We start from the raw sequence: 12,556 nt of genomic DNA on the forward strand, positions 1-12,556 counted from the left end.
ATGATCGGAGGTGGCATTGTCGTGCGATCGAGTGCACGGTCGTGCCACCTCCGCAGTGCACCGCATGAACTCAGACCGCTCACCACACCCGCAGGAGTAACCCATGCCCATTGATCTTGCGACCGCGCTCGGCGCGACACTGCCCGCCCGCGAGTTCAGTTGGACGCCCACCGACGTGCAGCTCTACCACCTGGGCCTGGGCGCGGGCGCCCGACCGACCGACCCCGCCGAGCTGGCCTACCTCGACGATCGCGCACCCCAGGTGCTGCCGACCTTCGCGACGGTGGCTCCGACTCTCGGCGAGACCGAGCCGCCGCGGGTGAGTTTTCCCGGCATCGAGATCGACCTGGCCAAGGTCGTGCACGGGCACCAGGAAGTGTTGGTGCACAAGCCGATTCCCGCCACCGGCAAGGCGGTCTCGGTCGGCCGGATCGCCGAGATCTGGGACAAGGGCGCCAACGCGGTGATCGTGCAGGAGCACACCGTCACCGGGTCCGACGGTGAACCGCTGTGGACCGTGCGGTCCTCCATCTTCGCCAAGGGTGAAGGCGGCTTCGGCGGCGAACGCGGCCCGAGCGCCCGCACCGAACTGCCCGACCGCGCCCCCGACGCCGAGCTGCTCACTCCGACCATGCCGCAGCAGGCCCTGCTGTACCGGCTCTCGGGCGACCGCAACCCACTGCACTCGGACCCCGAATTCGCCCGTGGCGCAGGCTTTCCCGCGCCAATCCTGCACGGCCTTTCCACCTACGGCACGGTCTGCAAGGCCATGACCGACGCCCTGCTCGACAGTGACGCCACCCGGGTCGGCGGCTTCCGAGCCAAGTTCGCCGGCGTCCTCTACCCGGGCGAGACCCTGCGCACCAAGGTCTGGCGCGAAGGTGACGAGCTGATCGCGGTCGTCACGGTCGTCGAACGCGACGACGCCCCCGTGCTCAGCGACGTCGCCCTGCGTATCGCCTGATCCGGACCACTGATCACCAGGCCGCCACGGTACTCTCGCCCGACCGCGAAAGTCCCTGGTGGCCTGGTGATTTTGCTGGCGTCCTACGCGCCGCCTGCCCAGCGGCCGTCGGCGACGGCCGATTCGATGGCCGCGTACCCGGCGGGCCGCATACGCCCCGCGGCGATGAGGGCTTCGGCCTTGGCGACGTTGATTCGCGACCAGGGGCTGCGAGCTCGGCGCGGGGAGTAGCGCTGCAAGTAGTGGTGGGTGTCGAAGCTGCGGCGGTGGCTGTCGATCCAGCCGTAGCAGAGGGCGCCGTCAAGGGTTTCGGTGATCGTCACCGATTTGTTCGGCGCGTTCTTCTTGGCGATCAGGACCCACACTTCTGGCGCGTCGGCGTGATTCGTCGCCAGCCAGGTTTCCCATTCGTCGGCGTCGGCGCAGGTGATGAATTCGAGGTCCATGGCATCGATCCTCCGCCGCAAAGCGCTCACCGAATGAGCACTTTGAATTCACCTCGGCTCGAGCGTTGCCAAGAGGTCCTCGGCCGCTCGGGTGGCCTGGTCGGTGCGCACGGAATCGACGACTCCCTGCAGGTGAAATGCCCAGTGCGCCTCGAACAGGCACGCGAGCCCGTAGGCGGCGGTGGCGACGCGATCCGCCGGGGCGGCCGGGTAGGCGGTGGCGAGTTGGCGTTCCAGATCGGGTAGCCAGCGCTCGGTCCACAACTCCCGCAGGCCTTGGTGGACAACCTCATCGCGTGCCGCGAGATTCACCAGTTCGCTCCACACCACCAGGTCGTCGCGGTTCCCGTAGGCGCCCGGTGCGAACATCCGTGCCACCCGATCCTCGATCGGCCCCTCGGCGCCCAGCCGCACTTGCGCGTCACCGTACGCGGCGACGGACTCGGTGACGAACGCTCGCATCAGCCCGTCTCTACTGCCGAAATAGTGCAGAACCAGCGTGCGCTGCACCCCGGCCGCCGCGGCCACCCGCGACAGCGTCGTATCGGCGAAACCGTCGGTCGCCACCACAGAACGCGCGGCCCGCAGAATCTGACCGATCCGCTCCTTGGCCTTGCTCGGACGGCCGACTTTATTTACTGTCATGATAGTCAATATATTCGACGGGGAGGCAGTCATGCGAGTTCTCGCGCTGGGTGGAGCAGGGGAGATGGGCCGGGTCGCCGCCCGCATCATGCACGGTGACGACAGGGTGACGGCACTGACGATCGCCGACCGGGACGAGGTGGCGGCGCGCGAGCTCGCCGACGAACTGGGCGCCACCGCGTGTCGCCTCGATGTCACCGACGGCCCCGCGCTGGCTGCCGCGATGGGCGAGGCCGATCTGGTGGTGAACACCGTCGGCCCGTACTTCCGCTTCGGCCCGCCGATCCTGGCGGCGGCGATCGCCGCGCGTTGCGACTACATCGACATCTGCGACGATCCGCAGCCGACTGTGGACATGCTGGAACTGGACGCGCAGGCGCGGGCGGCGGGGGTGACAGCGCTGGTCGGCATGGGCGCCAGCCCTGGCATCGCCAATCTGCTCGCCGTGCTGGCGGGCTCGGAGCTGGACCGGGTCGACTCCGTGGTCACCGGCTGGAACATTCACTCCGCGCACACCGAACCAGCCGGTCCGGGGGCGACCGCTGCGGTGGTGCACGGCATGCGTCAGATCGCCGGTGACATCCCGGTCATCCGCGACGGTGTGCGCACGCAGCGTCCGGCGCTGGAACGGATGCGCATCGACTACCCAGGACTCGGCACCGGCGTAGGCCGCAGCTTCGGGCATCCGGAAGCGGTCACCGTGGCGCGAGCGTTTCCCGAACTCCGCGACGCGACAACCGTTGTCGTCGGTGACCGCTCGACTTCGGGCGCGCTGCTGGCACTGCGCTGGGCGATGGGCGCTCGCCTGCTGACGCTCGATCAGGCGGCCGGAGTGGCGGCTCGCGTCGAGCGACTCGTCCCCGCCGATCCGGCGAAACTGATCACGGCCGGTGGCCTACCACCGCTGTTCGCTATCGCGACGGGCCTGCGTGCGGGCGTCGCTGGGACCGCCGCCACGGCACTGTGCCAGGTTCCCGGCCTCACCATGGCCGACAACACCGGCGTGCCGTTGGCGGTCGCGGCACTCTCGTGGTCGAGAAACCCCGGCGTCCACACGCCGGAGACGCTCCTCGATCCGCGCGAATTCTTCGCCGCGTTCGCCCCGCACTGTCTCGGCGCACCGCGCCCGGCCGCGATGACGGTCACCACCCGCAGTTGGTCGACCGAGGAGGACAACGCGGCAGCCCTGTCGTCCGCGCTGCTGACCGCGCTGCTCACCGCGAAATAAGCTGACGCCCAGGCGATCCCGACGGTGTCGGCCCGCGCTGCCGACCCGAACGAGTTCGCGTCGGCAGCGCGGGCCCATGCCGTGATCGCCTGCTCAGGCAGGCCGATTCACAGCCAGGTGTCGAGGCTGGTGGTGGTGAGGAAGTGGTCCAGGTCCGCGCGCCAGGGGGCGGGGGTCGTCTTGTCCGGCTCGATGCCGGTGTATTGGCCACGGTAGAACAGCAGTGGGCGACCGCCGGTGGTGGCCGATTCCGCGAGTGCGTGGACTCGGCCGATGACGATGTAATGGTCGCCGCCGTCGATGACGGAGTCGACCGTGCACTCGATGGTGGCCAGTGAATCGTCGAGCACCGGAACGCCCAGTTCGGAGGTATGCCAGCCGACTCCGGCGAACTTGTCGGTCTCGCGGGAGCCGAAACGCGCGCACGTCGGCTGCTGCTCCTCGGAGAGCACGTTCACGCAGAACCTGCCCGCCGCCTCGATCGCCGCCCACGACCGCGACCCCTTGGTGGGGCAGAACAGCACAAGGGGTGGGTCGAGGGAGAGCGCGGCGAAGGACTGGCAGGCGAACCCGATGGGCTCACCGGCCGGATCGAGCGCGGTGATCACGGTGATGCCGGTGCAGAACTGTCCCAGCACGGTGCGGAACTGGCGACCGTCGATCGCCGGGGTCTGTTCAGTCATGTCCTTCGCCGCCGTTCCTATTGCTGCTTGAATCCGACAGTGAAGTCGTGACCCCACAGGCTGACCGCGGTCGATTCGCGAGCGATCCATTCGTGGTCGTCGACTTCGAGTCCTTCACAGCCGAATTCGATGTCGAATCCGCCGGGAGTCTTCATGTAGAAGGACAGCATCTTGTCGTTGATGTGGCGGCCGAGGGTGGCCGACATCTTCACCTTCTTGCGGTAGGCGCGGTCGAGGCAGAGGCCGACGTCGTCGGAGTTCTCCACCTCGACCATCAGGTGCACGATGCCGGTGGGGTTCGGCAGCGGCAGGAACGCCAGCGCGTGATGGCGCGGGTTGCAGCCGTAGAAGCGCAGCCAGGCCGGGTCGCCGTCGGCGGGACGGCCCACCATCTGCGGTGGCAGCCGCATGGAGTCCCGCAGCCGGAAGCCAAGGATGTCCTGGTAGAACGCCTGCGCCGCGGCATCGTCGGTGCAGGTGAGAACCACGTGGCCCAGACCCTGCTCGGCGGTGACGAACTTGTGGCCGTAGGGGCTCACGAAGCGGCGGCCCAGGTACTGCGCGCCGTAGAACGCCTCGAGGGTGTTCCCGGACGGATCCTGGAACCGGATCATCCCTTCGACGCGGCGCTCGCCCAGCTCTTCCTTTGTGCCTTCGGTGAAGGCGACCCCGGCCTTGCTCAGGGTCTCGCGCAGCTGCTGCAGGCCCGGTCCGTCGGTGACTTCCCAGCCCGAGACCAGCAGCCGGTCCTGCTCGCCGGGAACGATCACCAGTCGTGCGGCGAAATCGTCCATGCGCAGGTAGAGCGCATCGGGGTCGAGCCCGGTGCCCTCCATCATGCCGAGCACCTTGAGGCCGTACTCGCGCCAGGCCGCCATGTCGGTGGCCTCGATGCGCATGTAGCCCAGGGCACGAATACTCATTTATTTCTCCCCGAGGAAATCGACCGTGAGCCGGTTGAACTCGTCGAACTTCTCCAGCTGTGCCCAGTGCCCGCAGCCACCGAACACGTGCAGCTGCACGCGCGGGATCACCTTGGTGGCGATGAGCGCACCGTCGAGCGGGTTCACCCGATCTTCGCGACCCCAGATCAACAGCACCGGCTGACGCAGCTTGTACGCGTCACGCCACAGCATGCCCTTCTCGAAGTCGGCGCTGGCGAAGGACTTGCCCATCGCCTTCATCGCGGCCAGCGACTCAGGGGTACTGGCGAGCGCGAACCGCTCATCGATGAGCTCCTCGGTCACCAGGGACTGGTCGAAGACCATGATCCGCAGGAACTTCTCCAGGTTGTCCCTGGTCGGTTCGTAGGTGAACTTCGAGAGCAGCTTCACGCCCTCGGTGGGGTCGGGCGCGAACAGGTTGGTGCTCAGCCCGCCCGGGCCCATCAGCACGAGTTTGCCCGCGCGGGTGGGGTGATCGAGCGCGAACCGCACCGAGGCGCCGCCGCCGAGGGAGTTGCCGAGCAGGTGCACCCGGTCGGTGATCTCCAGGTGATCGAGCAGCGCGAGCAGTGCGTTCGAGCTGTGCACGAAGTACTGCGGGTGGTCGATCGGCTTGTCGGACTTGCCGTATCCCGGCTGATCGGGCGCGATCACGTGATAGTGCTCGGCCAGCACCGGGATGTTGCGGGCGAAGTTCGACCACGCCGAGGCGCCGGGCCCACCACCGTGCAGCAGCACGATCGTGGTCGGGTTGCCCACCCCGGCTTCGTGGTAGTGCAGCTTCAGATCGGGAGTGACCTGCGCGAAGCGTGAGGTCGATTCGTACGTGAGTTCCGCGGTCTGGGTCATCGGCTACACCATGGCGTCGGTGACGGGCAGCCCGAACTCGTGCGTGCCGTACATCACGTAGGCGCGCTCGGGATCGTTGGCCGCGTGCACCCGCCCGGCGTGCGCGTCACGCCAGAAGCGCTGCAGCGGAGTGCCGTTGGCCAGCGCGGTCGCACCGGAGGACTCGAAGAGCTTGTCGATCGAGGCGATCACCCGACCGGTCGCGCGCACCTGGTCGCGACGGGCGCGCACGCGCAGATCGAACGGCACCTCCTCGCCGGCCAGCAGCAGCGCGTACTCGTCGGCGACATTGCCCGAGAGCTGACGCCACGCGGCGTCGATATCGCTGGCCGCCTCGGCCACGCGCACCTTGGCGAACGGATCGTCCTTGGCGTTCTCGCCGGCGTAAGCCGCGCGCACGCGCTTGCCCTGGTGCTCGACGTGCGCCTCGTAGGCGCCGTAGCCCATGCCGACGATCGGCGTGGAGATGGTGGTGGGGTGGATGGTGCCCCACGGCATCTTGTACACGGGGTCGGGATTCTGCTCGATGCCAGGCGCGCGGCCCTCGCTCATCGCGCGGAAGCTCAGGAACCGGTGCGTCGGGACGAAAACATCCTCGACGACGACGGTGTTCGAGCCGGTGCCACGCAGGCCGACGACGTTCCAGACGTCATCGATGCGGTAGTCCGAGCGCGGGATCAGGAAGCTGCCGAAGTCGACCGGCTTGCCGTTCTTGATCACCGGACCGCCCAATACCGCCCAGGTCGCGTGATCGGAACCCGAGGACCAAGCCCACGAACCGCGCACGATGTACCCACCGTCGACGGCCTGTCCCGCACCCATCGGTGCGTACGAGGACGAGATGCGCACATCGGTGTCCTCGTCCCACACGTCCTGCTGGGCCTGCTGATCGAACAGCGCGAGGTGCCAGTTGTGCACCCCGATGATGCCCGCCACCCAGCCGGTGGAACCACACGCGCTGGCGATCCTGCGCACGCTGTCGTAGAAGACCACCGGATCGGCGGCGTGGCCGCCCCACTGCTTTGGCTGGAGCAGCCGGAAGAAACCGGTCTCCTGCAGCGCCTTCATGGATTCTTCGGGGATGCGGCGCAGGTCCTCGGCCTCCTGCGCACGCTCACGCAGCGTCGGCAGCAGTGCCTCGACCCGTTCGGTCACTTCTTGCGTCATTTCGGAGCCCGCTCCTGCCTGTGTCGGATCGACAACCGGTTCTATTCGTCTGCTTGGTTCGACTCTGAGATTAGAACAGGTTCTCGTTTCTGTCGAGAAGATCGCCCTACCTCGGATATAACAGGAGTCAACAAGGAAGTTCGCTGGACAACTGGCGTGAAGTGGCTCAGTTTTGTAACGTGTTCTAGTGAACGAGGAGGGTTCGGGATGGCGATCAACCCCAAGGTGAGGGAACTCGATGTCGGTGCACCGCCGACGAGGTTCGCGCGCGGCTGGCACTGTGTCGGCCTCGCGTCGACGTACCGCGACGGCAAGCCGCACGCGGTAGAGATCTTCGGTACCAAGCTCGTCGTGTGGACCGATACCGACGACGAGATCCGCGTGCTCGACGCCTACTGCAGGCATATGGGCGGCGATCTGAGCATGGGCACGGTGAAGGGCGACGACATCGCCTGCCCGTTCCACGACTGGCGCTGGGGCGCGAGCGGAAAGTGCACCGCGATTCCGTACGCGCGCCGCGTTCCGCCGCTGGCCCGCACCAGGAAGTGGACCACGCTCGAGCGCAACGGTCAGCTGTTCATCTGGCACGACCACGAGGGCAACGAACCGCCCCCCGAGGTCACGATCCCGCATATCGAGGGCCCGTACACCGACGAACAGGGCAACCCGACCGAGACCCACAACAGCGGCTGGACCGACTGGACCTGGGACACGTTGCTGATCGAGGGCGCCAACTGCCGCGAGATCATCGACAACGTCGTGGACATGGCGCACTTCTTCTACATCCACTACGCCTTCCCGACGTTCTTCAAGAACGTCTTCGAAGGGCATGTGGCGACGCAGTTCCTGGAGACCAAGGGCCGCCCCGACGTCGGCATGGCCGCCAAGCACGGCGGCGACACGCTGCTGAAATCGGAAGCGTCCTACTTCGGGCCGTCCTACATGATCAATCCGCTGGTGAACATCTACAGCGGGTACGAGATCAAGGTCCAGCTGATCAATTGCCACTACCCGGTCAGCCAGGATTCGTTCGTGCTGCAGTGGGGCCTGAGCGTCGAGAAGCCCAAGGGCATCCCCGACGAGGCCGCGAAGAAGCTGGCCGACACGATGGCCAAGTTCTTCGGCGACGGGTTCCTCCAGGACGTGGAGATCTGGAAGCACAAGTCCAAGGTCGAGAATCCGCTGCTCTGCGAGGAGGACGGCCCGGTCTACCAGCTGCGTCGCTGGTACGACCAGTTCTACGTCGACGTCGCCGACGTCACCGAGAAGATGACCCAGCGCTTCGAGTTCGAGGTCGACACGACCAAGGCGAATCAGGCATGGGAGGCCGAGGTGGCCGAGAACCTGCGCCGCAAGGCCGAATCCGAGGAAGCGGGCGTCTGATATGAGTTCGAGCGAGCCGCAAAGGTCCGGCGATCCGTCGCGGCTCGCTTCGGCTGAGCCGGGGTCGGGCGATACCTCACCACGTGCGGGGAATCGCCCGACCTGGGCCAAGGCGCCAGATTTCGCTGATCAGCCCGTGCGGCAGGCGGCGGTGCGGGCGCAAACCGTGGTCGACAAGCAGCACTATCTCGACACGGGTCTGACGCCACTGCGGTGTCAGGCGTGCTCGGCGCAGGTCCTGGTGCGAAAGTCGAGCGCGCACCAGACCTCGGTGCAGTGGACCGAACGACCCGAGGCGCACTGCCCGGTTTTCGCGCAGATGGCCGCACACGGTGCGCGCCCGGGTCGGCCGGAATCCTGTCCGTCACTGGAGAAGTCGATCAAGTGGGCGGTCGACGAGGGTGTGCTCGAGATCCCCGAGTAGTCAGCCGAACGGTGTGTGCGGGCGATCCTGGCGCACCCCGTCGAGGTAGATGTCGACCTTCTCGTTGTAGAAGCACGCCAGGCCCGCGACCTTCTGGCTCTCCGGCAGTGGCGTGCGATAGATCCAGACGATGTCGGGGTGTTCGGTGTCGTCGATCCGCACATTCCAGTAGTCGGCGGTGCCCTTGTACGGGCAGCTGGTGTGCGTGTCCGACGGCGCGAGCAGATCCATCCGAACATCGGTCAGCGGCAGGTAATACCTTGCGGGCAAGCCGGTTTCGAACAGAATGCGGGGCGAACGCGAGTCCGCGACGGTGACTCCGTCGATCTCCACCCGCACGTGCCGGGAACTGCCGAGGATATCCACGCGCGAGTACGGGTCGCGTGGATGGACGAAGATCTGCTCGTCTTCCTCGAACCAGTCGAACGCGGCGATGTCGAGTCGCACAGCGTCTTTCAGCTCCGGCAGTGGAGAGTCGAGATAGCGCAGCGCGGCACCGTCGGCCCGCAGGCCCTCGACCTCCACGTCGTAACCCGTCGCCTCACCACGACTGGGGGAGTGCTCGGTGGTCCCGTTCGGGTCCAGGTCGGCGCGCACGTCGGGGAGCGGCACGTAGTAGGTCGGGTAGTACGGAATTTCCCAGACCAGCAGCGGCCGAAGCGTGTCGGCCACCACCTTCCCGCGCAGATATACCCGCACCCGCTTCTGCCCGGTCTCCACCCTGACACGCCCACGCTCGGTCATGACGCCGACGTTACCCGAACCGCAAACCCCGAACCCCGACCTCTAGGGAGGGGCCGGACGCGCAGCGGCCGCGAATTCGAGCGCGCCAGCGCTCCAGAAATACAGCTCAATCGCCGACGGTGATGGCCTGTGCTTCCTCGATGCTGTGTGGAGCCGGGTCGTGGTCGTCGATGTGGGCCAGCGCGCCGCGGCCGATGTACAGGACCGCGACCGCGGCGGCCGTGCAGAGCGCGCCGAGCCAGAACGGCAGCGACATATTGTGCTCACCGAGCTTGCCCGCCACCCACGGCGCCGCCGCACCGCCACCGAAGCGGACGAAGCTGTACGCCGCCGACGCGGTCGACCGCTCGACCGGCGCCGAGATCATCACGGCCTCGGTGATCAGCGTGTTGTTCACGCCGAGGAACGCACCGGCGATCACGACGCCGACGATCAGCACGATCTTGTGCTCGGTGAACATGCCCATCACGGCCAGGTCGATCGCGAACAGGCCGAGCGACAGGGCCATCATCGGCAGAGATCCGAAGCGCGCCTGCAGTTTCGGCGCAAGGAACACCGAGGACACGGCGAGCAGGATGCCCCAGCCGCAGAAGATGAAGCCGATCGCGTAGGTGCCCATGTCCAGCGGGAACGGGGTGAACGCGAGCAGGGTGAAGAAGCCGAAGTTGTAGAGCAGCGCGGTGATGCTGACGGTCAGCAATCCCTTGTGCCGCAAGGCTTTGAACGGCGCGGTGATCGAGGTCGGGTGCGCGGACTTCGGTGTCTCCGGCAGCAGCACGACGATCGCGATGAAGGCCACGGCCATCAGCACCGAAACGCCGAAGAACGGTCCACGCCAGCTGATTCCACCGAGCACACCGCCGAGCAGCGGACCGGTCGCGATGCCGATGCCGAGCGCGGCCTCGTAGAGAATGATCGCCTTGGCGACCCCACCGGTGGCCGCGCCGACGATGGTGGCCAGCGCCGTCGCGATGAACAGGGCGTTGCCGAGACCCCAGCCCGCGCGGAAGCCGATGATCTCGCCGATGCTGCCGGACATGCCTGCCAGCGCGGCGAACACGATGATGATCGCCAGCCCGGACAGCAGCGTCTTCTTGGCGCCGAAGCGGCTCGAGATCACGCCGGTGACCAGCATGGCGACGCCGGTGACGGCCATGTAGCTGGTGAACAGCAGCGACACCTGCGAGGGCGTCGCGTTCAGTTGTTCGCCGATCGGCTTGAGGATGGGGTCGACGAGGCCGATGCCCATGAACGCGATGACGCTCGCGAAGGCGACGGCCCACACGGCCTTGGGCTGGGAGGTTGCGGCGTTGTCGTCGCGCACGTTCATGGGCGCTCCTGGTTGCGTCACTGATGACCGCGGGCAACCGGGCGAAGGGCTGCCAGCAGGTCGTTCATGTCGGTATCGAGGCGGACCAGCCGATCGCGATCGAAATCGGCGAGTCCGGGTGCCATGGCGGCGGCGAACGCGCGCCTGGCCTCGGTGAGGCGGGACCGGCCGGCCGGGGTGAGCTCGATGAGCGCTGCCCGGGAATCGTGCGGGTCCTTGGTGCGGGTGGCGAAGCCGTCGGTGACGAGTCGACCGATCAGCGCCGTTGCCGCCGGTTGGGAACATCTGTCGATCCGGGCGAAGTCGCTGACCCGCAGACCACCGTGCTCGTCGAGCACGGCAAGAGCCCGCAGGACCGCGCGGGGCAGATCGTCGTTGCTGATCGCCCCGGCCAGTCGGGTGAGCCGACCAGCTGTGACCAGCAGGTCGACCACGATGTCGTCCGGCGATGGCTGCGCTGTCTGCTTCACGGGAAATTATATTACATAAGCTAACTATTTAAATCCAGACCCGTCCGCCCGTAGGCTCGGTGAAATGGCGCACAGCATGCCGAAAGCCCTGGCCGCAGGGCTGCGACCAGGGCTTTCGGTGAATTCGGCTAGGCCGCGACCGGGCGTCGGCCGGTGCCGAACAGCTCGGCGGTGGCGTGGGCCCGCTTGAAGTAGAGGTGGGCGTCGTGTTCCCAGGTGATGGCGATGCCGCCGTGCAGCTGGATGGTCTCGGCGGTCACCGTGGAGAAGGTCTCGGTGCAGTGCTTACGCGCGACCCAGGCGTCCTCCGCGACCGACGGGCTGTCCTCGGCTACCGCCAGTGCTGCGGCCAAGGCCGTCGATTCGGCCGACTCGACCAGCACGTACATGTCGGCCATCCGGTGCTTGAGCGCCTGGAAGCTGCCGATCGGACGACCGAACTGCACGCGCGACGCGGTGTATTCGACCGTCATCTCGAGGCAGTGCCGGGCCGCACCTACCTGCTCGGCAGCCAGTGCCGCCCAGGCGATTTCGCGCAGTCGGCGGCGCAGCACCGCGGGGTCGCCGGTGCCGATCCTGGTGGCGGGGGCATCGGTGAAGGTGATGGTGGCGAGTTTTCGAGTGGGATCGAGTGCGGGCGTCTCGGTGATGATCACGCCGGGTGCGTCGGCGGTTGTCTCGAACAGCCCGTCATCGGTCAGCACCAGAAGCAGGTCCGCCTGCGCTCCGTGCAGCACGTAATGTGCTGCGCCACTGAGCTTGCCAGCCGCCGCGCTGACCCCGGCCGAATCCCAGCCGTCGGCGTCGGCCCAGCACAGGGCCGCCGTGCGTGACCCCTCTGCCAGATCGGGCAACAGCCGGGCGCAGGACTGCTCGTCGCCGGCCAGCAAGATCGCCTGCACCCCGAGCACCGCCGACCCGAGCATCGGCACCCCACTCAGCGTCCGCCCCAATTCGCCGACGACCATGAGCGATTCGACGAGTCCGGCGCCCGCGCCACCCCACTCCTCCGGCACCGCGAGCGCGGCTACCCCGACCTGCTCGCACAGCATCCGCCACAACTTCGGGTCATAGCCGAGGTCGGTGTCCATGGCGGTACGCAGCGCGGCCGACGTGGCGTGCTTGCCGAGCAGGGCCCGCACGGAGGTCCGGAATTCGAGTAGTTCATTCGATGACATGGGTTTCCTCGTAGGGCTCGGTGATGCAGGCGGGAGAGCGTCGGCGGCGGTTCGGCGGGGTCCGGCTACCACCATGACACGGGCCTGTGCGGCAAGCGGTC

General features: G+C 67.2%; 14 protein-coding genes. 4 read left to right on the plus strand and 10 right to left on the minus strand.

Annotated elements, in window-relative coordinates:
- Positions 1–103 precede the first annotated feature (103 nt).
- On the plus strand, positions 104–964 hold the full coding sequence (locus ACWZHB_RS30670; protein ID WP_427905216.1) for a MaoC/PaaZ C-terminal domain-containing protein: 861 nt from the start codon (positions 104–106) through the stop codon (positions 962–964).
- A gap of 83 nt (positions 965–1,047) precedes the next feature.
- Here ACWZHB_RS30670 and ACWZHB_RS30675 read toward each other — a convergent pair whose 3' ends face one another.
- On the minus strand, positions 1,048–1,410 hold the full coding sequence (locus ACWZHB_RS30675) for a YdeI/OmpD-associated family protein (protein ID WP_427905217.1): 363 nt from the start codon (positions 1,408–1,410) through the stop codon (positions 1,048–1,050).
- A 48-nt stretch (positions 1,411–1,458) separates the two neighbouring features.
- Complete coding sequence (locus ACWZHB_RS30680) at positions 1,459–2,055, minus strand: TetR/AcrR family transcriptional regulator (RefSeq protein ID WP_427905218.1); 597 nt, start codon at positions 2,053–2,055, stop codon at positions 1,459–1,461.
- A 31-nt stretch (positions 2,056–2,086) separates the two neighbouring features.
- Between ACWZHB_RS30680 and ACWZHB_RS30685 the strand changes: the two genes are divergently transcribed.
- Entirely contained in the window at positions 2,087–3,283 is a 1,197-nt protein-coding gene (locus ACWZHB_RS30685) for a saccharopine dehydrogenase family protein (protein ID WP_427905219.1), read from the plus strand.
- A gap of 107 nt (positions 3,284–3,390) precedes the next feature.
- On the opposite strand, the gene hsaB is transcribed toward ACWZHB_RS30685, so the two are convergent.
- Genes hsaB through hsaA form a run of 4 tightly spaced genes read right to left on the minus strand, consistent with a single transcriptional unit; the run spans position 3,391 to position 6,926 of the window.
- A complete protein-coding gene (hsaB, locus tag ACWZHB_RS30690) occupies positions 3,391–3,966 on the minus strand; it encodes a 3-hydroxy-9,10-secoandrosta-1,3,5(10)-triene-9,17-dione monooxygenase reductase subunit (protein ID WP_427905220.1) in 576 nt (191 codons plus the stop codon).
- Between the two features lie 17 nt (positions 3,967–3,983).
- Positions 3,984–4,889, minus strand: a complete 906-nt coding sequence (gene hsaC / locus ACWZHB_RS30695; RefSeq protein WP_427905221.1) for an iron-dependent extradiol dioxygenase HsaC — start codon at positions 4,887–4,889, stop codon at positions 3,984–3,986.
- A complete protein-coding gene (hsaD, locus tag ACWZHB_RS30700) occupies positions 4,890–5,759 on the minus strand; it encodes a 4,5:9,10-diseco-3-hydroxy-5,9,17-trioxoandrosta-1(10),2-diene-4-oate hydrolase (protein ID WP_427905222.1) in 870 nt (289 codons plus the stop codon).
- 3 nt (positions 5,760–5,762) lie between these two features.
- A complete protein-coding gene (gene hsaA / locus ACWZHB_RS30705) occupies positions 5,763–6,926 on the minus strand; it encodes a 3-hydroxy-9,10-secoandrosta-1,3,5(10)-triene-9,17-dione monooxygenase oxygenase subunit (RefSeq protein ID WP_427905223.1) in 1,164 nt (387 codons plus the stop codon).
- A 207-nt stretch (positions 6,927–7,133) separates the two neighbouring features.
- Between hsaA and ACWZHB_RS30710 the strand changes: the two genes are divergently transcribed.
- Both ACWZHB_RS30710 and ACWZHB_RS30715 read left to right on the plus strand, forming a co-directional pair.
- On the plus strand, positions 7,134–8,309 hold the full coding sequence (locus ACWZHB_RS30710; RefSeq protein WP_427905224.1) for a Rieske 2Fe-2S domain-containing protein: 1,176 nt from the start codon (positions 7,134–7,136) through the stop codon (positions 8,307–8,309).
- A 1-nt stretch (position 8,310) separates the two neighbouring features.
- Complete coding sequence (locus ACWZHB_RS30715) at positions 8,311–8,733, plus strand: hypothetical protein (RefSeq protein WP_427905225.1); 423 nt, start codon at positions 8,311–8,313, stop codon at positions 8,731–8,733.
- On the opposite strand, the gene ACWZHB_RS30720 is transcribed toward ACWZHB_RS30715, so the two are convergent.
- The 4 genes from ACWZHB_RS30720 to ACWZHB_RS30735 form a co-directional block, all read right to left on the minus strand.
- A complete protein-coding gene (locus tag ACWZHB_RS30720; RefSeq protein WP_427905226.1) occupies positions 8,734–9,477 on the minus strand; it encodes a DUF427 domain-containing protein in 744 nt (247 codons plus the stop codon).
- Positions 9,478–9,583: 106 nt separating this feature from the next.
- Positions 9,584–10,807: an MFS transporter gene (locus ACWZHB_RS30725; RefSeq protein ID WP_427905227.1), complete on the minus strand. Its 1,224-nt coding sequence runs from the start codon at positions 10,805–10,807 to the stop codon at positions 9,584–9,586.
- A 17-nt stretch (positions 10,808–10,824) separates the two neighbouring features.
- A complete protein-coding gene (locus tag ACWZHB_RS30730; protein WP_427905228.1) occupies positions 10,825–11,277 on the minus strand; it encodes a MarR family winged helix-turn-helix transcriptional regulator in 453 nt (150 codons plus the stop codon).
- A 128-nt stretch (positions 11,278–11,405) separates the two neighbouring features.
- On the minus strand, positions 11,406–12,455 hold the full coding sequence (locus tag ACWZHB_RS30735) for an acyl-CoA dehydrogenase family protein (protein WP_427905229.1): 1,050 nt from the start codon (positions 12,453–12,455) through the stop codon (positions 11,406–11,408).
- Between the last annotated feature and the right edge of the window lie 101 nt (positions 12,456–12,556).

This window comes from Nocardia sp. FBN12 (assembly GCF_054031145.1).